The sequence below is a fragment of the Mesorhizobium sp. genome (genome assembly GCF_004962245.1).
Taxonomy (GTDB): domain Bacteria; phylum Pseudomonadota; class Alphaproteobacteria; order Rhizobiales; family Rhizobiaceae; genus Mesorhizobium.
The window spans coordinates 79,749-100,753 of the sequence record NZ_SUHQ01000029.1; the positions used below are offsets into that span (position 1 = coordinate 79,749).

21 protein-coding genes are annotated in these 21,005 nt (G+C 63.1%); 10 read left to right on the forward strand and 11 right to left on the reverse strand.

The genetic code is table 11. From position 1 onward, the window contains the following. Nucleotides 1-42 precede the first annotated feature (42 nt). The 5 genes from E5X88_RS26360 to E5X88_RS26380 all read right to left on the reverse strand — a co-directional run bounded on the left by E5X88_RS26360 (nucleotide 43) and on the right by E5X88_RS26380 (nucleotide 5,323). A complete protein-coding gene (locus E5X88_RS26360) occupies nucleotides 43-837 on the reverse strand; it encodes an ATP-binding cassette domain-containing protein (RefSeq protein ID WP_292166435.1) in 795 nt (264 codons plus the stop codon). Further along, on the reverse strand, nucleotides 834-1,631 hold the full coding sequence (locus E5X88_RS26365) for an ABC transporter ATP-binding protein (RefSeq protein WP_292166437.1): 798 nt from the start codon (nucleotides 1,629-1,631) through the stop codon (nucleotides 834-836). Before E5X88_RS26365 ends, E5X88_RS26360 begins: the two co-directional genes overlap by 4 nt. Further along, nucleotides 1,628-2,458: an ABC transporter permease gene (locus E5X88_RS26370; protein ID WP_292166439.1), complete on the reverse strand. Its 831-nt coding sequence runs from the start codon at nucleotides 2,456-2,458 to the stop codon at nucleotides 1,628-1,630. Before E5X88_RS26370 ends, E5X88_RS26365 begins: the two co-directional genes overlap by 4 nt. Continuing rightward, nucleotides 2,455-3,441 carry an ABC transporter permease gene (locus E5X88_RS26375; protein WP_292166440.1) on the reverse strand — a complete coding sequence of 329 codons (987 nt, stop codon included), beginning with the start codon at nucleotides 3,439-3,441 and terminating at the stop codon, nucleotides 2,455-2,457. The genes E5X88_RS26370 and E5X88_RS26375 overlap by 4 nt, the downstream gene beginning before the upstream one ends. Nucleotides 3,442-3,712: 271 nt before the next feature. Continuing rightward, nucleotides 3,713-5,323: an ABC transporter substrate-binding protein gene (locus E5X88_RS26380; protein ID WP_292166442.1), complete on the reverse strand. Its 1,611-nt coding sequence runs from the start codon at nucleotides 5,321-5,323 to the stop codon at nucleotides 3,713-3,715. A 357-nt stretch (nucleotides 5,324-5,680) separates the two neighbouring features. Between E5X88_RS26380 and E5X88_RS26385 the strand changes: the two genes are divergently transcribed. After that, nucleotides 5,681-6,871 (forward strand): Xaa-Pro peptidase family protein, encoded by a 1,191-nt coding sequence (locus E5X88_RS26385; protein ID WP_292166444.1) that lies wholly within the window; start codon nucleotides 5,681-5,683, stop codon nucleotides 6,869-6,871. 215 nt (nucleotides 6,872-7,086) lie between these two features. Here E5X88_RS26385 and E5X88_RS26390 read toward each other — a convergent pair whose 3' ends face one another. From E5X88_RS26390 to E5X88_RS26400, 3 genes are read right to left on the reverse strand one after another with little or no spacing between them, the layout of a single operon-like run. Then, the gene (locus E5X88_RS26390; protein WP_292166447.1) at nucleotides 7,087-7,506 is read right to left on the reverse strand and encodes a cupin domain-containing protein; all 420 of its coding nucleotides are present in this window, start codon (nucleotides 7,504-7,506) and stop codon (nucleotides 7,087-7,089) included. Nucleotides 7,507-7,510: 4 nt separating this feature from the next. Next, a complete protein-coding gene (locus E5X88_RS26395) occupies nucleotides 7,511-8,371 on the reverse strand; it encodes a phosphoenolpyruvate hydrolase family protein (RefSeq protein ID WP_292166449.1) in 861 nt (286 codons plus the stop codon). A gap of 10 nt (nucleotides 8,372-8,381) precedes the next feature. Then, complete coding sequence (locus tag E5X88_RS26400) at nucleotides 8,382-9,578, reverse strand: Tm-1-like ATP-binding domain-containing protein (protein ID WP_292166450.1); 1,197 nt, start codon at nucleotides 9,576-9,578, stop codon at nucleotides 8,382-8,384. Between the two features lie 110 nt (nucleotides 9,579-9,688). On the opposite strand from E5X88_RS26400, the gene E5X88_RS26405 reads away from it, so the two are divergent. The 7 genes from E5X88_RS26405 (at nucleotide 9,689) to E5X88_RS26435 (ending at nucleotide 16,390) form a co-directional block, all read left to right on the forward strand. After that, the gene (locus tag E5X88_RS26405) at nucleotides 9,689-10,369 is read left to right on the forward strand and encodes a TetR/AcrR family transcriptional regulator (protein WP_292166452.1); all 681 of its coding nucleotides are present in this window, start codon (nucleotides 9,689-9,691) and stop codon (nucleotides 10,367-10,369) included. 361 nt (nucleotides 10,370-10,730) lie between these two features. Next, nucleotides 10,731-12,041: an extracellular solute-binding protein gene (locus E5X88_RS26410; RefSeq protein WP_292166454.1), complete on the forward strand. Its 1,311-nt coding sequence runs from the start codon at nucleotides 10,731-10,733 to the stop codon at nucleotides 12,039-12,041. Between the two features lie 73 nt (nucleotides 12,042-12,114). Further along, nucleotides 12,115-13,020, forward strand: coding sequence for a carbohydrate ABC transporter permease (locus tag E5X88_RS26415; RefSeq protein WP_292166455.1), 906 nt, complete (start codon nucleotides 12,115-12,117; stop codon nucleotides 13,018-13,020). Nucleotide 13,021: 1 nt separating this feature from the next. Further along, nucleotides 13,022-13,981 (forward strand): carbohydrate ABC transporter permease, encoded by a 960-nt coding sequence (locus tag E5X88_RS26420; protein WP_292166456.1) that lies wholly within the window; start codon nucleotides 13,022-13,024, stop codon nucleotides 13,979-13,981. Next, nucleotides 13,978-14,205, forward strand: a complete 228-nt coding sequence (locus E5X88_RS26425) for a hypothetical protein (RefSeq protein ID WP_292166457.1) — start codon at nucleotides 13,978-13,980, stop codon at nucleotides 14,203-14,205. Before E5X88_RS26420 ends, E5X88_RS26425 begins: the two co-directional genes overlap by 4 nt. Then, nucleotides 14,202-15,305, forward strand: a complete 1,104-nt coding sequence (locus E5X88_RS26430) for an ABC transporter ATP-binding protein (RefSeq protein ID WP_292166458.1) — start codon at nucleotides 14,202-14,204, stop codon at nucleotides 15,303-15,305. The genes E5X88_RS26425 and E5X88_RS26430 overlap by 4 nt, the downstream gene beginning before the upstream one ends. Further along, nucleotides 15,305-16,390, forward strand: coding sequence for an ABC transporter ATP-binding protein (locus tag E5X88_RS26435; RefSeq protein WP_292166460.1), 1,086 nt, complete (start codon nucleotides 15,305-15,307; stop codon nucleotides 16,388-16,390). Before E5X88_RS26430 ends, E5X88_RS26435 begins: the two co-directional genes overlap by 1 nt. Before the next feature lie 110 nt (nucleotides 16,391-16,500). Here the strand turns inward: E5X88_RS26435 and E5X88_RS26440 are convergent, their stop codons facing one another. Continuing rightward, a complete protein-coding gene (locus E5X88_RS26440) occupies nucleotides 16,501-16,932 on the reverse strand; it encodes a DUF4437 domain-containing protein (protein ID WP_292166462.1) in 432 nt (143 codons plus the stop codon). Between the two features lie 112 nt (nucleotides 16,933-17,044). Then, nucleotides 17,045-18,016, reverse strand: a complete 972-nt coding sequence (locus E5X88_RS26445) for an AraC family transcriptional regulator (RefSeq protein WP_292166464.1) — start codon at nucleotides 18,014-18,016, stop codon at nucleotides 17,045-17,047. 91 nt (nucleotides 18,017-18,107) lie between these two features. Here E5X88_RS26445 and E5X88_RS26450 point away from each other — a divergent pair, with 91 nt between their 5' ends. Beyond that, nucleotides 18,108-19,331: an MFS transporter gene (locus E5X88_RS26450; protein ID WP_292166466.1), complete on the forward strand. Its 1,224-nt coding sequence runs from the start codon at nucleotides 18,108-18,110 to the stop codon at nucleotides 19,329-19,331. A 47-nt stretch (nucleotides 19,332-19,378) separates the two neighbouring features. Here E5X88_RS26450 and E5X88_RS26455 read toward each other — a convergent pair whose 3' ends face one another. After that, on the reverse strand, nucleotides 19,379-19,951 hold the full coding sequence (locus E5X88_RS26455; RefSeq protein WP_292166468.1) for a TetR/AcrR family transcriptional regulator: 573 nt from the start codon (nucleotides 19,949-19,951) through the stop codon (nucleotides 19,379-19,381). Nucleotides 19,952-20,043: 92 nt separating this feature from the next. On the opposite strand from E5X88_RS26455, the gene E5X88_RS26460 reads away from it, so the two are divergent. Continuing rightward, on the forward strand, nucleotides 20,044-20,952 hold the full coding sequence (locus E5X88_RS26460; RefSeq protein ID WP_292166469.1) for an SDR family oxidoreductase: 909 nt from the start codon (nucleotides 20,044-20,046) through the stop codon (nucleotides 20,950-20,952). The last annotated feature ends 53 nt before the right edge of the window (nucleotides 20,953-21,005 follow it).

Sequence of the window (21,005 nt, forward strand, 5' to 3'; positions counted from 1 at the left end):
TGCCGAGCTTGCGCGACGGTTTTCAGCGGGTCTCAGGGTCTGTCACGAGGCGTCATGCATGCTGGTTCTGGTCAGCTTTGGCGTTGCCGCCACCAGCGCCTTGCCGATCGCCGACTGCGGCGCATCGATGACGGCACGGGCGTCGCCGCTCTCGGCGATCCGCCCGGCGTCGAGGATGGCGATACGATGGGCGATGGCGCTGATAACGCCGAGATCGTGCGAAATGAACAGATAGGCGATCCGTTCCTCGCGCTGCAGATCGAGCAGCAATTGCAGGATCTGTCCGCGCACCGACACGTCGAGCGCGGACACTGCCTCGTCGAGCACCACCAGCGACGGCTTTGTGGCGATGGCGCGAGCAATCGCGATGCGCTGGCGCTGGCCGCCGGAGATCTCGTGGATGGCGCGAGTGGCCAGGTCAGCGCTCAAGCCGACGCGCTCGAGCAGAGCGGCGATGCGGCGCGGGCGCTCTCGCCGGGAGGCGATGCCATGGACGCGCAGCGGATCGCCAAGCACGCGCGCAACGGTGGCGCGTGGGTTGAAGGCGGCGAGCGGGTCCTGGAACACCATTTGCAGACGCGCACGCCGGGCGCGCAAGGCGGCGCCGTTCAAGGACAGGAAATCGCCGCCTTCGAATTCGATATGGCCGGCGTCGGGTTCGATGAGGCGCAGCAGCAACCGTGCGATCGTCGACTTGCCGCTGCCGGAAGGCCCGGCCAGCGCCAACGTCTCGGCGGGTTCGATGTGAAAGGAAATGCCGTCGACGGCGGCAATGGTCTGGCCGCCGCGACGATATCGCTTGGTCAGTTCGGAAACGGCCAGCAACGGACTGCTCATGCAGGCGTTCCGGTCCGCCACGGCATTGGCCCGGCATCGAGGCCGAGGTGGGCATCGAGCAGCGCTCTTGTATAGGCGTTGCGCGGGGTATTGACGACCTGCGCGGTCGTGCCGATTTCCACCAGGTCGCCGTGCCGGAACACGGCGATGCGTTCGGCAAGCTCTGCGGCCAGCGCGATGTCGTGGCTGACGAACAGCAGCGTCATGCCGTCCTCGGCCACCAATTGCCGGATGAGTGCTGCGATCTCGGCCTGCACGATGGTGTCGAGCGCGCTGGTCGCCTCGTCGGCGATGAGCAATTTCGGACCGGCTGCGATCGCGGCGGCGATCGCCACGCGCTGTTTCTGGCCACCGGACAGCTGATGCGGATAGGCGCGCAAGGCGACGTCCGGGTCGGGCAGGCGGACGCGTTCAAGCAGGGTTTTTGCCTTGGCATAGGCGGCCGACCAACCAAGGCCGAGATGCGTGTGCGCGACTTCCGCGATCTGCTTGCCGACCGCCATCACCGGATCGAGGCTGGCCGAGGGGTCCTGGAAGACGAAGCCGATGTCGCGGCCACCGATAGGAGCATGGTTGCGTCCCGGCCAATCGATGCGGCCTTCAATCCTCGAGGATTGCGGCAGCAGCCCGGCAATGGCAAGCGCCAGCGTGCTCTTGCCTGAACCGCTCTCGCCGATGATGGCGACGCGTTCGCCGGCGGCAACGTCGATGCTGATATGTTTCAATGCCGCCACCTCGCTTCCGTCGCGGCGATAGGTAACCGTCAGATCGCGGACCGAAAGCAGCACCGTCACGACAGGCTCCTTCTCACCGCTGTCGTCTCGACGACGCCTTCGCCGGCGAGATAGACGCCGAGCACGGTCAGCACGAGTGCGATGCCCGGAACGATCGACAGGAAGGGCGCGGTGCGCAGCACGGCGCGGCCTTCGGCGATCATGCCGCCCCAGGTCACGCGGTTGGGATCGCCGAGGCCGAGAAACGACAGCGCCGCTTCGGTGAGGATCGCGGCGGCGACGATCACCGACGACAGTGCCAGCACCGGCGGCAATGCGTTGGGCAGCACTTCGCGAAAGGCGATCTCCAGCGGATGCATGCCGATGACGCGGGCGCTCGCGACAAAATCGCGCTCGCGGATCGACAGCACTTCGGCGCGGGCGACACGCGCTGGCCCGGTCCAGGCGCCGAGCGCGATCGCCGCAACGACGACGCCGAGCGACGGCCCGACGATGCTGACGAAGGCGAGCGCCAGCAGGAAGCTTGGCACGGTCTGGAAGGCGTCGGTGACACGCATCAGCACTTCGTCGACGAGGCCGCCGGCAAAGCCGGCCAGCGTGCCGACCACTGCCCCTATGACAAGAGCCGCGGCTGCCGCCGCCAGCCCGACCGCCAGCGAGGTGCGGGCGCCGTGGAAAAGCTCGGCCGTTACGTCGCGGCCGAGCCGGTCGGTGCCGAGCGGCAGCAACCAGTCCTGGAAAGGCGGCAGCAGCGCCGGCCCGGCAATGGCTTGCGGATCGCCGGGAAAGATCAGCGGCGCTGTCAGCGCCATGGCGAACAGCGCTATCAGGATGATCGCGCCGGCAACCGCTTCCGGCGTGCCGAGAAAGCGGCGGAGCGGGTTCACGCGCTCGCCTCGCTGGCGCCGACGCGCGGATCAAGGACAGCGTAGGCGATGTCAACGAGAAGGTTGATGACGATGACCATAACGGCGCTGACGAGGATGATACCGAGCAACAATGGTATGTCACGCGCGGCCACCGCTTCCTGCGCCAGCCGTCCGAGGCCGGGCACGGAAAAGACGCTTTCGATGACGACGCTGCCGCCGAGCATCTGCGCCGATTGCAGGCCGAGCATGGTGACCAGCGGCAACAGTGCGTTGCGGGCGACGTGGGCGAGCACGATGCGGCGGCGGGAAAGCCCTTTGGCGCGAGCCGCAAGGACAAAATCCTGTCGCCAGACCTCGGCCATGCCGGCACGCATCATGCGCAGATAGAGCGCGAGATAGATGAAGCCGAGTGCCGACACCGGCAGGACGAGATGGCGGGCGATATCGACAGCCCGGTCGAGGCCGGTCTTGCCCGAGGCGATGCTCTCGATGCCGCCGATCGGAAACCAGCGCAGGTCGACGGCGAAGACAATGATCAGCACCAGCCCGAGCCAGAAGCCCGGTACGGCGTAGAGGGCCAGGGATCCGATCGACAAGAAGCGGTCACGAACACTGCCGGGTCTGGCGCCGGCATAGATGCCAAGCGCCGAGCCGAGGCCGAAGGAGAGCGCGGTGGCGCTGCCCATCAACAGCAACGTGTTGGGCAGGCGTTCGAGGATCACGTCGCGGATCGGCCGCGAGAAGGTGACGGACTGGCCGAGGTCAAGATGCAGCAGCGCCCAGAGATAGTTGGCTAGGCGCGTCAGCACCGACTGATCGAGACCCCAGCGATGGCGCAGCAATTCGATCATGCCGGCGTCGCCGCCGGTCGAGGCGATATAGGCGTCGACCGCATCACCGGGGGCCGTTTCCAGCAAAAGGAAAGTGCCGATGACGACGATCAACAGCACGAAGATGCCGCCAATGAGGCGCCGACGGATGAGGGTGAGGGCGCGGTTCATGGTGCAACGCTGATAGGAGAGCCAAGTCTTCGGTGCTGCGCTCTACGGCGCCCCCCTCTGTCCTGCCGGACATCTCCCCCACAAGGGGGGAGATTGGCAGCTTCGGCGCTCAGCTCACTCCTGCAACGTTGGCGATTGGCGAAAGGCCAGATGACAGCCGATCTCCCCCCAAGTGGGGGAGATGTCCGGCAGGACAGAGGGGGGCGCGAAGGAACGCTCATTATCGAAACTGAGCACCCGAATAGTCCGGGTGCAAGCCTGGATGGCTCGTTCAAGCCTCCATCCAGGTATCCGCCCAGTTCGACACCGCCCAGCGCGGGTTGTTGGCGATATTCCCGACCGTGTCTCTGACCACGCTGATGAAGCTCCATTCGGCGACGTTGATCAGCGGCAGGTCTTCGGCCACCTTCTTCTGGAATGCCTTGTAGAGTTCGGTGCGGGCCGCTGTGTCGAGCGTCTCGGATGCCTTGGCGATGAGGGCGTCGAGTTCGTCGTTCTTGTAGCCGCCCTGGTTGGAGAAAGGCACGCCGTCCGGAATGCCGCTCTGCACCAGAATGGTGGTCGAGATCGCCGGATCGCCGCGGAACACCGGCGGCCCGACCGCAAGGTCGAAGGCGTGGTCGGTGTAGACGGCCTTGATATGCGCGGCCGAGTCGTTGTTGACCAACTGGGCGTCGATGCCGATGGCGGCGAGCGCCTGGCGCAGATAGTCGCCGAACTGCTTGGTCTCGTTGAAATAGGGTGCCGGCAGCAGCTTCAGCGAAAAGCGCTTGCCGTCGTCGCTTCGTCTGTAGCCGGCTTCGTCGAGCAAGGCGTTGGCCTTGGCCACGTCGAAGGCATAGGTCGGCACATCGGCCGTATAGAACTGCGGATCGTTTTTCGGCACCGGGCCGGTGGCAGTGGCGGCGTAGCCGAGGAACACCGTCTTGACGACGAAATCCTTGTCGATGGCGTGAGCGATCGCCTTGCGCACTTTCAGGTCGGCCAGCTCCTTGCGGCGATGGTTGAGCTCGACGACGAGCTGATAGGTCAGCCCTTCATAGCCCTTGGTGATCACCTTGAGACCAGGCACCTTGGAGATGCGGTCGAGGTCGGCCAGCGGCACGGCGGAGAAGGCCGCGAGCTGGATCTCTTCCGCCTCAAGCGCGCTTGCTGCCGAGGTGCGGTCGGGCAGCACCTGATAGATGATCTCGTCGAGGTAGGGTTGGTCCTTGCCCCAATAGTCGGCATTCTTCTCCAGCCGGTAATATTCGCCGGGTTTGTGTTCGGCGAATTTGAACGGGCCGGTGCCGATCGGCGCGTTGTTGGCCGGGTTCTCCTCGATCTTTCCGCTCTCGTAGACGTGCTTCGGCACCACGCTGCTCAGCGCCGGCAGGGCGTTGCGGATCAACTGGAACGGTGTCGGCTTGGCGAATTTGAACACCGCGGTCAGTTCGTCCGGCGTGTCGACCGCCTCCAGATCCTTGAACACGGTGCGGCCGAGATTCTGCAGCGGCTTCCAGATTTGCAGCGCCGAGAAGGCGACGTCGGCGGAGGTGAAGGGTTTGCCGTCATGCCAGTTGACGCCTTGGCGCAATTTGAATGTCACCGACAGGCCGTCGGCAGCGCCTTCCCAACTGAGCGCGAGGCGCGGGTCGAGCCCGTCCTTGCCGTCGAAGGAGGCCTCGGCCAGCGTTTCCACGACCTTGCTCGAAATGAAGAACACGCCGTTGGAGGCGACGATCGCCGGATTGAGGTTGCGCGGCTCGGAATCGGCGGCGACGACCAACCGCCCACCTTTCTTCGGAGTCTGCGCCAGACCGATGGTCGGCAGCGCCGTCGAAGCCAGAAGGAATGCCGAACCGGCAAGCACCGTGCGCCTGGAAATCGTGAACTCTGACATGATCGAACTCCGTCCCTCTCAGCCACCCAGGCCGGGTGGGCCAATACCCTCGGATGCCAGATGGTATCCTTGCAAGTGTGATTATGAGCCTCGCCGAGGGTTTCGCCAGAGATGGATTTGGCGCATCCTCTTGTGGCTTTGAAAATTCCGTCCGCTGGACCAGTTGCAGGGAAGCGGTTCAAGTCGATCTATTCTGGTAGGACCAGATCAGGTTCGACGCTGCTGTATACGATGGCAGAGCGCGCCGCCGCGACCGTTGCACCTATTTCTGGCTGGACCAGACTGGATAGAATAGTGCAGATTTGACCGACAGTCAGGCAATCCGACCAGCCGGCCAGGGATTCAGGGAGAAGAAAGATGAACGTCGCCCCGGGCAAGAATGCCGTCAGCACCATCCCGTTCGATCACGCCAGGGTCGATCGGCTGATGGAGGAGGCCGGCATCGACGTGCTGCTCGCCACCTCCAAGCACAACACGCAGTATCTGCTTGGCGGCTATAAGTTCATCTTCTTCGCGGCCATGGATGCGATCGGCCACAGTCGCTATCTGCCGGTTGTCGTCTACGAGAAGGGTGGGCCGGAGCATGCCGCCTATATCGGCAACCGCATGGAAGGCGGTGAGCATCAGAACAACCCGTTCTGGACGCCGACATTGCACACCGCCTGCTGGGGCACGCTCGACGCCGCAAACCTTGCCGTCGAACACCTGACGAAAATCGGCAAGGGCGATGCCCGCATTGGCATCGAGCCGGCCTTTCTGCCGTCCGATGCCTACACGCTGATCCGCAAGGCGCTGCCGGACGCCAAGCTGATCGATGCGACTGATATGCTGGAGCGGATGCGGGCGATCAAGACGGAAGCAGAGCTGGAGAAGCTGCGCATTGCCTCCGAGCTGATCACCGATTCCATGCTGGCAACCATAGCCTGGGCGCGCGAAGGCACGACCAAGAGCGAGATCATCGAGCAGTTGCGGCGCGAGGAGACCAATCGCGGCGCGCATTTCGAATATTGCCTTTTGACGCTGGGCTCCAGCCACAACCGAGCCGCCTCGCCGCAGGCCTGGCAGAAGGGCGAGGTGTTGTCGATCGATTCCGGCGGCAACTATCACGGCTATATCGGCGACCTCTGCCGCATGGGCGTGCTGGGCGAGCCGGACGCCGAGCTGGAAGATCTGCTGGCCGAGGTCGAGACGGTGCAGCAGGCGGCCTTCTCCAAGGTCAGGGCGGGCACGCTCGGCGGCGACATGATCTCCCACGCGCAAGGTGTGCTGAAAGCATCGAAGGTTGCCTCCTATACCGATTTCTTTGCCCACGGCATGGGGCTGATCACGCATGAAGCGCCGTTCCTGATGACCAACCATCCGGTGACCTATGAAGGCACCTATGCCGAAAAGCCGCTGGAGAAAAACATGGTGCTCTCGGTCGAGACGACGATGCTTCACCCGACGCGCGGCTTCATCAAGCTCGAGGACACGGTGGCGGTTACCGATACCGGCTACGTCATGTTCGGCGACCGGGGCAGGGGTTGGAACAGGGGTAGCGCTTCATAAGGCGAATGACGGTGCTGCCCCTCATCCGCCTGCCGGCACCTTCTCCCCGTATAGTGACGGGGGGAGAAGGGAACTGAGCGCGACCCCGGCACTCTTCCTGCCAACGCTGGCGGTTGGCGAAATCATTGGTGGCAGCGTCCTTCTCCCCGTTTGCGAGGAGAAGATGGCGGCAGCCAGATGAGGGGCGGCGCTGCCGAAGAAGGAAGCAGCCGAGCCTATTTCCCGCCCGGCGGCAGCAGCCGGAAATCCGGTAGGTCGCGCAGCACCAGCTCAGGCCCGGCCGGCGAATAAACGACGAAAAGCTGCATCGGGCCATCGCCGGTGTTCAGTGTTGAGTGGAAGCGGCTTTCCGGCACGTAAATGGTGCAGCCGGGTCCGACCTTCTCAACGACCGGATTGCCGCTCTCGTCCTCGACCATCTGCTCGCCATGGCCTGATATGACGAAGATGATCTCCTCCGCGCCCGGATGATTGTGGCGCGTGTGGCCCTTGCCGGATGGCAGGTCGACGACGCCACCGGAAAAGTGCGTCGCGCCGTTCACCTCGGGCGCGACTGTCAGCGACAGTCTACCCCAGTCGAAGCCGAAGGCGCTGACATCCTTCGGATACACGAATACCTTGCTCTTGTCGGTCATCGTCTCATCCCTTCTTTTTCTTGGCGATTGCGCCGCCATGGGTGATGGCCTTGAAATCCGCCGTCTGCCTGGCGATTGCCGCTTCCGCCGGCAGCCGCTCCATCGAACTGGCGCCGTAAAAACCGTGCAGGCCCTTGCAGCGTTCGAGGATGTAGCGGGCGTCGTCCGGCATCGAGATCGGCCCGCCATGGCAAAGCAGGATGACGTCCTTGCGCACCGAGCGCGCTGCCGCGGCGATGGCGTCGATTTCTATGACGCAGTCGTCCAGCGACTTGGCCGACGTCGCGCCGATCGAGCCGCCGGTGGTCACCCCCATATGGGCGACGATGATGTCAGCGCCGGCCTTGGTCATGGCGCGCGCCTCGTCGGGGTTGAACACATAGGGCGTCGTCAGGAGGTCGAGCTTGTGCGCCTCCGCGATCATGTCGACCTCAAGCCCGAAGCCCATGCCGGTTTCCTCGAAGCTCTGCCGCATCTGGCCGTCGAACAGGCCGATGGTTGGAAAGTTCTGCACGCCGGAAAAGCCCATCGTCTTCAGTTCGGTCAGCAGCAGCGGCATAATGACGAAGGGATCGGTGCCGTTGACGCCGGCCAACACCGGCGTCTTCTTGACCACCGGCAGCACCTCGTAGGCCATTTCCTTGACGATCTCGTTGGCGTTGCCATAGGCGAGCAAGCCGGCGGCCGAGCCGCGGCCGGCCATGCGGTAGCGGCCGGAATTGTAGATGATGATCAGGTCGATGCCGCCGGCCTCCTCGGCCTTGGCCGACAGGCCAGTGCCGGCGCCGCCGCCGACGATCGGCACGCCACCAGCAATCATCTTGCGGAATTTTTCCAGGATCTTCTTGCGCGGTATGGCGGGCATGGTTCGTCTCTCACTGTCTGGCGATGTCGAGAAAGGCCGCTGTTGCAGCCTTGGCGAATTCGGGATCGTTGATGTGCAGCGGCAAGCGCGTCACGCGTCGCGTGTTATCAGGCATGATCGTGCGCTCGATGGCCTCGAAGAGTGCTGCATCGGCTTCGGGGTCGAAGAAGGCGCCGCCTTCGATATCGAGCGCCGAAATGCCTTTTTCGGGAATGAGGAACCGGACCGGTCCCTCGCAGAGGCTCAGTCTTGCGCCGATCCATTCGCCGATCTTGCGGCTTTCGTCAGGGGTCGTGCGCATCAGCGTCACGTTGGGATTGTGCTCATATAACAAGCGTTCGCGATAGCGTTCCGGAACGGTTGGCCGCGCCCAGAAATTCACCATGTCGAGTGCGCCGACCGAGCCGACATAGGGCAGCCTGGTGCGGGCGATCGCGCCGAAGCGGTCTTCGGTCGCCGGCAGCACGCCACCGAGCAAGAGATCGCAGACCTCGGTCGTCGTGATGTCGATGACGCCGGCCAGCAGGCCGCTGTCGGCAAGCTTCTCCATGGTGCGGCCGCCGGTGCCGGTGGCGTGGAAGACCATACAGTCATAGGTAGAGCGAAGCTCATCGGCGATGGACGTCACGCATGGCGTGGTCACGCCGAACATGGTGAGGCCGATCGACGGCTTGCCGTCGGGCGGCGGCGCCGGCTTCGCCGCCATGCCGGATATCGCCTGGGCGGCATTGTGCAGCACGACACGGGACAGCCGGTTCAGGCTGGCCATGTCGGTCACCGACGGCATCATGACGATGTCGGACACATCGACATAAGGCGCGGTGTCGCCCGAAGCGAGCGTCGAGACCATGATCTTAGGCAGGCCGAGCGGCAGCGTGCGCATGGCGGCAGTGATGATCGAAGTGCCGCCACCACCACCGATACCGACCATGCCTGATATGTCGGTGCGGGATTGGACAAACCGGGTGAAGGCTATGGCCATTGCCGCCACCGCGGTGCCGCGGTCATCGATGCCCAGCACGGCACTGCCGCCATCCGGATGGTGACCGGCGACCTCCTCGGCCGAGACATCGACCGGCACGGTCGCGCCACGTGTTCCAACATCGACGCGGGCAACAACGGCACCGGTGGCGGTGATCGCGTCGGCAAGAAAGGCGAGTTCCTCGCCTTTGGTGTCGGCGGTGCCCACCACGTAGATGCGCTTCATTGCGTTTCCCCGGTTTTCGGCGCGCTCGGCGTTGCCGCCTGCCGCTCTTGCCGGCCGTTCGGCGACGCGAATGCCATTGCAATTTTTTGAGACGCGCGTATCGTATTGATATGGATGTCTCACGTCAACAAGTGGTGAACGATGACACCGGCCAAGCAGCGAAGCATGGGGCCCGCGTGCGCACAAAGCGGTTGATGCTGGAGACGGCGACAAGGCTGATGCAGTCGGGCGCCACGCCCTCGGTCAGTGAGGTCGCGGAAGCGGCCCAGGTTTCCCGTGCTACCGCCTATCGCTATTTTCCGAGCCAGGCGGCGCTGGTACAGGCAGTGGTCGACGAAGGTCTCGGGCCGATCCTCACCTGGCAATCGACCTCGGCCGATGCCGAACGCCGGGTTGCCGAACTGTTCGACACGGCCATGCCGCGTATCGAAGCTTTCGAGGCGACCTTCAAGGCGGCGCTAAAGCTGTCGCTCGACCAATGGGCGCGGCGGCAGGCCGGCACGCTGGGCGGCGAGCCGGCCCTCACGCGCGGCCATCGCGTCGATCTGCTCAAGGACGCGATCGCACCGCTCAAGGACCGGCTGCCGCCACGCGAATTCAAGCGCCTGGCGCAGGCCCTGTCATTGATCTTCGGCGTCGAAGTGCTCATCGTGCTGAAAGACATATGGGGGCTGGACAGCCGCAAGATGATGTCGGTGGCGCAGTGGGCAGCCGGCGCCCTGGTACGGGCTGCAGTGATGGAATCGATGACCGAAGGAGGCAGGAGCGCGCCGGCGACAGCCACGGAATAATCTTTGATCTGGTTCGACCAGATGGAGATGCCGATTACCGACAATAGTCGCGATGCTGTAGTCCGAACAAGGCCCTTGCGTATCAAGGAGTAGGAAAATTTAAGAAAAACAGGCAGATGTTGCTGGAATCCCCTTGTCTGAGGGCCTTCCATCATCCAAGAAAGAGCTTGACGTTCGTCCGAAATTGGTAATACCAGATCAGGACAATGACGCGGATTAAAAGTGAGGGCTGCGATCCATTTCCGGCTGGGCGAGGAGGCTCAAAAACCGGGACGGTGCCATCACGGGAGGAACTACCAGGGCCGGCCTCGCCGCCGGCTCGCATGACACGGGTAGAATGCGCACAAGGGAGGAAATCATTATGCGCAAGACAATGACCAGCGTGCTTGCTGGTATCGCGATGACGCTTGCCAGCGGAACGGCGGCGTATTCGCAGGAGCTCACGATTTTCTGGGCGGAATGGGATCCGGCCAATTACCTGCAGGAACTCGTCAACCTTTACGAGGCCGAGACCGGCGTGAAGGTCACGGTCGAAACCACGCCTTGGTCCGACTTCCAGACCAAGGCCTTCACCGAGTTCAACGCCAAGGGCAGCGCCTACGACATGGTGGTCGGCGATTCCCAGTGGATCGGCGCCGCATCGGAGGCGGGCCACTATGTCGACCTCACCGACTTCTTCAACAAGCACAATCTGAAGGAGGTGATGGCGCCAGCGACAGTCAAGTACTACGCCGAATATCCGTCGAACTCCGGCAAGTACTGGTCGATCCCGGCCGAGGGTGACGCAGTCGGCTGGTCCTACCGCAAGGACTGGTTCGAGGACCCCAAGGAAAAGGAAGCCTTCAAGGCCAAGTATGGCTACGATCTCGACGTGCCGAAGGATTTCAAGGCGCTGCGCGACATCGCCGAATTCTTCCACCGTCCCGACGAGAAACGCTACGGCGTCGCCATTTACACCGATAACTCGTATGACGCCCTGGTGATGGGTGTCGAGAACGCCATCTTCTCCTTCGGCGGCGAACTTGGCGACTATGCCACTTACAAGGTCGACGGGATCATCAACTCCGAGCAGAACGTCAAGGCGCTCGAGGCCTACAAGGAGCTCTATTCCTTCACCCCTCCTGGTTGGGCCAAGAGCTTCTTCATTGAGGACAACCAGGCGATCACCGAGAACCTGGCGGCGATGAGCATGAACTACTTCGCCTTCTTCCCGGCGCTCATCAACGAGGCGTCGAACCCGAATGCCAAGGTCACCGGCTTCTTCGCCAATCCTCCAGGACCGAACGGCGACCAGTTCGCCGCGCTTGGCGGCCAGGGCATCTCCGTCATCTCCTATTCCCAGAATCAGGAAGAGGCGATGAAGTTCCTGGAATGGTTCATCAAGGACGAGACGCAGAAGAAATGGGCGGAACTCGGCGGCTACACGGCAAGCGCCAAGGTGCTCGAGTCGCCTGAATTCCAGAACGCCACGCCTTACAACAAGGCCTTCTACGAAACCATGTTCAAGGTGAAGGACTTCTGGGCGACGCCGGAATATGCCGAGCTGCTCATCCAGATGAACCAACGCGTCTATCCGTACATCACCGGCAATCAGGGCACGGCCAAGGAAGTGCTCGATTCCCTCGCCGCGGACTGGAACGCGACGTTCAAGAAATACAACCGCGTGAAGTAACCGGCACTAACGCTCGGAGGGGGCGGGAGCCCGCCCCTTCCGTTTTCGTTTCCGGACAAGGAAGGAACGGGCCTTGGCCACTGCAGTCATGACCACGCTGGATCCCAACTCGCGCTCCGCCGCCCGAGGCATGAGCGACCTCACGATCCGCAATCTCTTCATCATTCCGACGATCATTTTCCTGATCGTCTTCAACATCTTTCCGCTGCTCTATTCGCTCGGCTATTCGTTCACCGACTTTCGCGCGTCGAGCCCCGCGCCGGCCAGTTTCGTCGGACTGCAGAATTACCGCGAGCTGCTCAACGACCCGTTCATCTGGTCGAATTTCGCCATCACCGCCAAATATGTCATCGTCTCCGTCGTCGGCCAGGTCATCGTCGGCTTCGGCGTGGCGTTGCTGCTCAACCGCGATATCCCGTTGAAGGGCCTGCTGACGACACTGCTGCTGTTGCCAATGATGCTGTCGATGGCCGTCGTCGGACTGTTCTGGAAACTGCTCTACGATCCGTCCTTCGGCATCATCAACTATACGCTCGGCCTCGGCTCCTTCGAGTGGCTGTCCAACCCCGACATGGCGCTCTACGCGGTTGCCATCACCGACATCTGGATGTGGTCGCCCTTCGTGATGCTGCTGTCGCTTGCCGGCTTGTCGGCAGTGCCGAAGCACCTCTACGAGGCAGCGGCGATCGACCGCGCCGGCTCGTTCTACACCTTCTTTCGCATCACGCTGCCCTTGGTCGCGCCGATTCTGATGATTGCGATCATCTTCCGCACCATGGAGGCGTTCAAGACCTTCGATCTCGCCTACATCCTGACCAGCCAGCCAACCACCGAGGTGATCTCGATCCGGCTCTACAAGATGGCATTCCAGGAATGGCAGACCGGGCGCTCCTGCGCGCTCGCCTACATCGTGCTGATCATGATCCTGGCGATCACCAACATCTACGTCAAATACCTGAACAAGGTGAAGGAGCGCTAGAATGGCCGCTGTCACCACCTCTACCGAGCGTTCGCTCAACAAGCTGGCCATCGTCGGTGTGCTGATCGTCACGATCATCTTCCTGGCGCCGATCTACTGGATAGCCTCGACGGCGTTCAAGCCGCGCAACCTTGCCACCACCATCCCGCCGACGGTGGTTTTCCAGCCGGAGATATCGCCCTTCGTAAAGCTCTTCACCAAGCGGTCGCAGTTGCGCACCGCGCCGACGCCGGAACAATACGCCGCCGCCCCGTGGTGGGAGCGGCTGGTGTTTGACGGCGGCGAGAAGGTGGTGCGCTCGGGCAGGGGCGAGGTGCAGTGGTCCGGCTATCCGAACCGCTTCATGAATTCGCTGATCGTCGCCATCACCTCCACCGTCCTCGCCGTCGGCATGGGCACCTTCACGGCTTACGGGTTCTCGCGCTTCAGGATAAAGGGCGAACAGGACCTGCTCTTCTTCATCCTGTCGACGCGCATGCTGCCGCCAGTGGTGGTGGCGATCCCGATGTTCCTGATGTACCGGGCCGTCGGCCTCAACGACACGCATTGGGGCCTGATCATCCTCTATACCGCCTTCAACCTGTCCTTCTCGGTCTGGCTGATGAAGGGGTTCATGGACGAGATTCCGAAGGAGTATGAGGAGGCGGCCCTCGTCGACGGCTATACGCGCATGGAGGCCTTCTTCAAGATCGTTTTGCCGGAGGCCGCCACCGGCATCGCCGCCACCGCGGTGTTCTGCTTCATCACGGCGTGGAACGAATATGCCTTCGCGCTGATCATGACCAACCGCCGCGCCCAGACGGCACCGCCCTTCATCCCCAGCCAGGTCGGCTCCGGCCTTCCGGACTGGACAGTGATTGCAGCCGGAACCTTCCTGTTCCTGTTGCCGGTCGCGATCTTCACCTTCCTGCTTCGCAACCACCTCTTGCGCGGCATGTCCTTCGGAGCGATCCGCAAATGATCCGCCATGCTACAATCCAGCGCACGGCCGAGATCGTGATGGTGTGCGGCATCATCGCGCTCTGCCAGCCGTGGAATCTCTTCCTGCACCGCTATGGGGTGACAATCATCCTGATCGGGCTCGTTACCTTCCTGTGCACCAACTGGTTCGGCAAGCCGGACGATGAAACCGAGAAAACAGATGGGGTCTTCGACGTCTCCGACCACAATGAGGGCCGCACGTGACCCAAATCGAGCTTCGCGGCGTCCAGAAGTATTTCGGCGCCGTTCAGGTCATCAAGGACCTCAATCTCAAGATCGACGACAACGAGTTCATCGTGCTGCTCGGCCAGTCGGGCTGCGGCAAGACGACGACGCTTCGCGCCATCGCCGGGCTGGAGACGATCGACGGCGGCGATGTCCTCATCGACGGCAAGCCGGTCCAGCATCTCAAGGCGGCCGATCGTGACATCGCCATGGTCTTCCAGTCGTTCTCGCTCTATCCGCATATGAGCGTCTACGAGAACATCGCCTTCCCGCTCAGGGCGACGCGCAAGAGCAAGGCCGAGATCGACAGCGAGGTGCGCTCGGTCGCCAAGACGCTGCAGATCAGCGATCTCCTCGCCAGGAAGCCCTCGGCGCTGTCGGGCGGCGACATGCAGCGCGTGGCCATCGGCCGGGCGCTGGTGCGGCGGCCGAAGGCGATGCTGATGGACGAGCCGATCGGAGCGCTCGACGCCAAGCTTCGCGAGGAGATGCGGGCCGAGATCAAGCGCCTCCACATCAAGCAGGGCTCGACGACCATCTATGTCACCCATGACCAGATCGAGGCGATGAGCCTCGCCGACCGCATCGTCATCATGCATGAAGGCGTGCTGCAGCAGGTCGGCTCACCGGACGAGGTCTACTCGCGGCCGGCCAATCTGTTCGTTGCGCAGTTCGTCGGCAGCCCGGTGATGAACGTCGCCGACGTGGCTGTGGCGGAAAAAGCCTCGTCTGCCTCGGTGACGGTCGGCGGAGCGGCCACCGGCTTCGAGTTCCCGCGCGCGCTGCTGTCGAAGCTCAACGGCCATGCCAGTGACAAACTCGCGCTCGGCATCCGGCCGGAAGGCGTCATCGTTCGCCGCGAAGCGACGGAAGGGTTCTTGCCGGTCGAGGCGCAGATCGTCGAGCCGCTCGGATCCTTCGACATCGTCGACCTGAAGGTCGGCTCCACGATGCTGCGTGCCCGCACCAGGAGCGGGTTCGTCAGCGGGCCCGGCGTGAAGGTCTTCGCCAGGATCGATCCGGCCCAGGCGCATTTCTTCGATACGGCGAGCGGCAAATCGCTGGGGGTGAGACTCTGATGGCCCATATCCAGCTCAAGAACATCTCGAAGACATTCGGCAATCACACCGCATTGACCGGGCTCAACCTCGATATCGCCGATGGCGAGTTCTTCGTGCTGCTCGGCGAGACGGGCGCCGGCAAGACGACGACGCTGCGGATGATCGCCGGCCTGGAAAAGCCGAGCGAGGGGCAGGTCTTCATCGACGGCGTCGATGTCGCCAACTGGGGCGCGGCCGAGCGCGACGTGGCGCTGGTGCTGCAGCAATATTCGCTCTATCCGCGTTACACGGTGCGCGAAAACCTCGAATTTCCGCTGAAGCCGAAGATACGCCGGCTGCCCGACGCCGAGATCAAGGATCGTGTCGACCGCGCCGCCAGGACACTGCGGATAGAGCATCTGCTCGACCGCAAGACGGACCGGCTTTCGGGCGGCGAGATGCAGCGTGTCTCGATCGGCCGCGCCATCGTGCGCAAGCCGCGCGTGTTCCTGATGGACGAGCCGTTGTCGGCGCTCGACGCCAAGCTGCGCGAGGCGCTGCGCACCGAGCTGAAGAACCTGCAGATGCAGCTCGGAGCCACCTTCCTGTTCGTGACGCACGACCAGATCGAGGCGATGTCGATGGGCGACAAGGTCGGCGTGCTCAACCATGGCCGCATCGTCCAGACCGGCACACCGTATGAAATCTACAACAATCCGCGCGACACCTATGTGGCGAGCTTCGTCGGCTCGCCGCCGATGAATCTCATCGACGGCAAGCTCGTCGACGGCCGGGCGGTGATGGCGCCGCTGAATTTCGAACTGCCTTTCGCGGGGGGTGCCAAGACGGGCGCGGCGACGGACGGTCGCCCGCTCGTCTTCGGTATTCGTCCCGAGGACGTCTATCTCGAGACCGGGGCGCCGGTGGAAGCCCGCATCCACGATGTCGAAAATCATGGCGTCGAAAAGATTCTGACGCTGCGGGTCGGCGACGCCATGTTGCGGGCCACGGTGCCGGCCAGAACTGATGTCGAGATCGAACAGCCGGTGCGCTTTGCCTGGAACCCGGACAAGGTGGTGCTGTTCGACAAGGGCAGTGGGATAAGCCTGCGTCACGCCGGATGAGGCGGGTTAAGGCCTTTTGCGGCTTGCGGCAGCAGCCTTGGCTTGTCGCCCCGCAAGCAGGCGCCCTGGCACGCAGCCGTATTGGCGTTGCTCCATGGTTACCAGCCTGATTATTTCGGCAGATAGGTTTCGTAAGGCGTTTCGTTGATCAGCAGGATCACGCATTCCGTATCCGAGAGGCAGGCGTCATCATGCATTTCATTGGCCTTCTGGGTCCAGTAGGACCCCGGAGGAAGCTCGACCTTGGTTGCTTCGCCGCCGTCCATTTGCCAATGCGCCCAGAGCCCCTGGATGACCACCGCGCGATAGTCGGCAGTATGCGCATGAACCGGTGCGCGCCAGTTGCCGGGGACTTTGAGCAAGGTTCCCGCCGGGCCCTTGGCCCGGTCGCCCCATAGCGCGCCGAGGCGTTGCGGCTGGTCCGGCGCTTCAGCGACATAGGGGATCTTGTCGGTCGGCAGGTAGCTGTCTTCAAGGGCAAATGCCCGCCCCGGAATGAAGGACAAGGCGGCGAGCGCAAACAGTGGAAAGCGATTGGCCATCAAGGGTTCCTCCGCTGGTCAGATTATTCACGAGACGTCGCTGGGCAATGACGCGCCGTCCAAAAGACTTGGCAATTCCTCCAGGCCCGGCAGCCGGCTGAGCTTCCCCGTTTCAGCTCTCGTCGTCGCTGCCGCCGGTGTTGCGAAGATGGCTCGGCGCCACGCCGATGACCCGCTTGAAAGCGCGGCTGAAGGACGCTTCTGAATCGTAGCCCAGCTTCGCCGCGACCACGGACACTCTCATTCTGTCGCGGGCCAGCCATTGCCGCGCCTGATGCATGCGCACCCGCAGGACATATTTAGCCGGCGTTTCTCCGACCACGGTTGCGAAGCGTTGGGCAAAGGCAGAACGCGAGGCTCCCATCGTCCGCGCCAGGGCTTCGACCGTCCAGTCCCGGTCCGGCTGGATGTGAATTGCGGCCAGCACCTTTCCGACATCCGGATTTCTGACCGCCGCGATCCAGCCGGTAGCGTCGCCGCAGCCATTCTCCACCCAGGAGCGGATGATCGTAGCGGCCAGCACGTCGGCAAGGCGTGCCAGTATGCCGCCCGATCCGACCCGGTCCATTGTCACCTCGCCTGCCATTGCATCAAGCAGATGCTGGATGCCCGGCGCATTCGCCATCAGTTCATGCGCGCGCATCAGGTCGGGCATCATGTCCAGCAAGGGATGCGATCCGTCGAGATTGAAATGCATGCTGCCGCAGAACAGCAAGGTCTTTGGGCCGCCGCACTCGTTCGAGACGTCGTAGACGTTTTCGCACACCGGTTCGATGCTGTATCGGCCGATGGGCACAGCTGATACCCCCGGCGCGCTGGCCAGCACGTGCTCGTCGCCGCGCGGTATCAGCAGCGCGTCGCCCACCGTCAGCTCGATCCATTCTTTCGCCGGCGACAGCAGCCAGCAGCCTTGCCGGCCTATAAAGTGGAACCGCGCCGCCTTCTGGGCAGGAAAGGACACTGCCCACGGTTCGCCCAGGACACAGCGGCCATAGTCGACGCCATCGAGACGCAATCCGCGCAGCATATCAGTCAGCGGATCGCCAGAAGCCGGCAGGGTAGTTTTGGACGAATTGTAATTCATTGCGGCGTTTCTAGCATGGAAACTCCAGACAGTCACTCCCTATGTTGCACTGCAGCCAATTGTTGCACTGCAACCAGACCGGAGATCCATCATGACCGAACCCGCGACAGGCGTCATGGACGCCGTTCTCGATCCTGCGGAAACTGACGAACGAGCCGAGCCGGCGTGGGGGGCGGTCGTATCCCTCGCGCTCGGTGTGTTTGGACTGGTGACGGCGGAATTCCTGCCCGCCAGCCTGCTGACGCCGCTGGCGCAGGATCTCGGTGTCACGGAAGGAACTGCCGGACAAGCGGTGACGGCGACAGCCGTTGTCGGCGCGATAGCCGCCCCGACCATGGCCATCGTCACCAGACGGCTGGATCGCAGGCTGGTCATGTGGGCGCTGACGGTGCTGCTGATCCTGTCGAACCTGTTGGCAGCGTTTGCGTCTTCGCTTCCCGTTCTTCTGATCGCTCGCATCATGCTCGGAATCAGCCTTGGCGGGTTCTGGTCGATGTCGGCGGCCATGGCGATGCGGCTTGTTCCGATGCGGCTGATGCCACGCGCCATGTCGATCATTCTCACCGGTGTTTCGGTGGCGACCGTCTGCGCGGCCCCGGTCGGCGCCTATGTCGGCGACATCTGGGGATGGCGTACGGCCTTCATGATCGCGGCTGTTGTCAGCGCCTTGGCGCTGCTGGTGCAGGTCGCCACCATTCCCAGGCTGCCGCCGGCGGGCGTGGCGAGCTTTCGGACCCTGTTTGAAGTGCTGAAGCGGCCGATGATCCGGGTTGCGCTTCTGGTGGTCGTGCTGGTCGCTTCGGGGCACTTTGCCGGCTTCACCTATGTCCGCCCGTTTCTCGAGAAGGTGCCCGCACTGGACATCGAGACCATTTCGCTTGTGCTGCTCGCCTACGGCGTCGGTGGCTTCTTCGGCAATTTTGCCGGCGGGTTCATGGCTGAGCGCAACCTCAAGACCGCTGTCGGCATGGCGCCTCTGCTGATCGCGGTGGCGGCGCTCCTGCTGCTCACCGTCGGCGCCTCGCCTGTTGTGGCGGCAATAGCAGTGGCCGCCTGGGGCTTTGCCTTTGGCGCGGTGCCGGTCGGGCTGCAAACCTGGCTGGTGCGGGCCGCTCCCGACCAGGCCGAAAGCGCCGGCGGGCTGATGGTCGCCACGTTCCAGGTGGCGATCGCGCTGGGTGCCGTTTTCGGCGGCCTGCTGGTCGACAATGCCGGCGTTGCCAGCGCTTTCGCCTACTGCGGGATCGCGACGTTGCTGGCGGCTTTGGCGGCGTTCTTTCTCGGCCCGCGAAATGCGGACCAAGCCCAGACGTAAGCTCATCCTGAGCGCCGCCCGCTTCCAATCCACGGCCCGAAGACCGGTTACGGCTTTCGGGCCGTCGTGATTGCGGCCACGAAACGGTTCAGGCTGTCTTCGACATAGGATGCCACCTCGAGCTTCGGGTCGAAACTCCACCACAGCAACGAGCCTTGCCAATGCGATGCCATCAGCAGGCCGATCTCCAAGGGCGCATTGGCGTTTGAAGTGAAGCAAGAGTCGAGGATATTGCACAGCGCCGACTTCCACGACGCTCCGCGTGCGCGAAGCACAGGGTCACGAAGATCCTCGCGCAGAACGAGCAGCCCTTCAGCATAGGATTCAATACCACCGTAGTCTCGCGACAGCGCCACGAGCAGCCCGACCGCCCCGCTGGGGGTCCTTGGAACCATCGCCGCAAGTGTCGCGGTCTTCTCATCCAGCCGGTCCCACGCCTGTAGCAAGGTCCTTTGCCTCAGTACGACCTTGTTTTTGAAACGCTGCACCAGCGTCGAGCCGGAAAGGCCGCAAGCCTGCGCCAGCCGATCAAAGGTGAGAGCCTCCGGGCCATGCTCATGGATCAGCCTGTGGGCCGCCTCAAGCACCTGCTCGTCGGATTGCGTTTTCGGTCGAGGCATCTTGACATCAATTTATAAACGAATGATCATTTATATACGATGGCGCTGGCGAAGGCCAGCCCCTGCGAAGTGGCCTGGTTCAGGAGAGTTCAATGACGCTTCATGGCAAAGTTGCTTTGGTCGCCGGTGCAACGCGGGGCGCGGGGCGAGGGATTGCGGTTGAATTGGGTGCTGCCGGCGCAACTGTCTATGTCACGGGACGGACGACGCGAACGCATCAATCCGAATATGCCCGGCCCGAAACCATCGAGGAAACGGCGGCGCTGGTCTCGGCGCACGGCGGCAACGGGATTGCCGTGCAAGTCGACCATCTGGTTGCCGAAGACGTGCGCAAGCTGGTTGAGCGTATCCGCTCCGAGCAGGGTCGGCTCGACATTCTGGTCAACGACATCTGGGGCGGCGAAAAGCTGTTCGAATGGAACAAACCGGTCTGGGAGCATGATCTCAAGAATGGTCTTCGCATGCTGCGGCTCGGCATCGACACGCATCTGATCACGGCCCACTACGCGCTGCCACTTCTGATCGAGCGCCCGGGCGGCCTGCTCGTCGAAGTCACCGATGGCACTGCCGAATACAATGCCGATCACTATCGGCTGTCGCCCTTCTACGACCTCGCCAAAGTGTCGGTGACGCGCATGGCATGGGCCCATGCCAAGGATCTCGCGGCGCATGGTGCTACGTCGGTTTCGCTCACGCCCGGCTGGTTGCGTTCGGAAATGATGCTCGAGGCGTTCGGCGTCACGGAGGACGACTGGCGCGATGCAACCGCGAAGGTGCCGCATTTTGCCATCTCGGAGACGCCGCGCTTCGTCGGCCGCGCCGTGGCGGCGCTGGCGGCGGATCCCGATCGTTCGCGCTGGAACGGGCAATCGCTATCGAGCGGCGGGTTGGCGCAGATCTATGGCTTCACCGATCTCGACGGTTCGCGACCCGATGCCTGGCGTTATGTTCCCGAGGTTCAGGACGTCGGCAAACCGGCCGATGTGACGGGGTACCGCTAGCTAGCTGTGAGCCTTCAGGAGGTTGTCCATTCGGCCCCGACCGAGAAAGCTGA

Coding starts and splice junctions, on each gene's coding strand:
- E5X88_RS26360 (WP_292166435.1), bottom strand. CDS start 837: ATGAGCAGTCCGTTGCTGGCCGTTTCCGAACTGACCAAGCGATATCGT.
- E5X88_RS26375 (WP_292166440.1), bottom strand. CDS start 3,441: ATGAACCGCGCCCTCACCCTCATCCGTCGGCGCCTCATTGGCGGCATC.
- E5X88_RS26380 (WP_292166442.1), bottom strand. CDS start 5,323: ATGTCAGAGTTCACGATTTCCAGGCGCACGGTGCTTGCCGGTTCGGCA.
- E5X88_RS26385 (WP_292166444.1), top strand. CDS start 5,681: ATGAACGTCGCCCCGGGCAAGAATGCCGTCAGCACCATCCCGTTCGAT.
- E5X88_RS26390 (WP_292166447.1), bottom strand. CDS start 7,506: ATGACCGACAAGAGCAAGGTATTCGTGTATCCGAAGGATGTCAGCGCC.
- E5X88_RS26395 (WP_292166449.1), bottom strand. CDS start 8,371: ATGCCCGCCATACCGCGCAAGAAGATCCTGGAAAAATTCCGCAAGATG.
- E5X88_RS26400 (WP_292166450.1), bottom strand. CDS start 9,578: ATGAAGCGCATCTACGTGGTGGGCACCGCCGACACCAAAGGCGAGGAA.
- E5X88_RS26405 (WP_292166452.1), top strand. CDS start 9,689: ATGGATGTCTCACGTCAACAAGTGGTGAACGATGACACCGGCCAAGCA.
- E5X88_RS26410 (WP_292166454.1), top strand. CDS start 10,731: ATGCGCAAGACAATGACCAGCGTGCTTGCTGGTATCGCGATGACGCTT.
- E5X88_RS26420 (WP_292166456.1), top strand. CDS start 13,022: ATGGCCGCTGTCACCACCTCTACCGAGCGTTCGCTCAACAAGCTGGCC.
- E5X88_RS26425 (WP_292166457.1), top strand. CDS start 13,978: ATGATCCGCCATGCTACAATCCAGCGCACGGCCGAGATCGTGATGGTG.
- E5X88_RS26435 (WP_292166460.1), top strand. CDS start 15,305: ATGGCCCATATCCAGCTCAAGAACATCTCGAAGACATTCGGCAATCAC.
- E5X88_RS26440 (WP_292166462.1), bottom strand. CDS start 16,932: ATGGCCAATCGCTTTCCACTGTTTGCGCTCGCCGCCTTGTCCTTCATT.
- E5X88_RS26445 (WP_292166464.1), bottom strand. CDS start 18,016: ATGAATTACAATTCGTCCAAAACTACCCTGCCGGCTTCTGGCGATCCG.
- E5X88_RS26450 (WP_292166466.1), top strand. CDS start 18,108: ATGACCGAACCCGCGACAGGCGTCATGGACGCCGTTCTCGATCCTGCG.
- E5X88_RS26455 (WP_292166468.1), bottom strand. CDS start 19,951: ATGCCTCGACCGAAAACGCAATCCGACGAGCAGGTGCTTGAGGCGGCC.
- E5X88_RS26460 (WP_292166469.1), top strand. CDS start 20,044: ATGACGCTTCATGGCAAAGTTGCTTTGGTCGCCGGTGCAACGCGGGGC.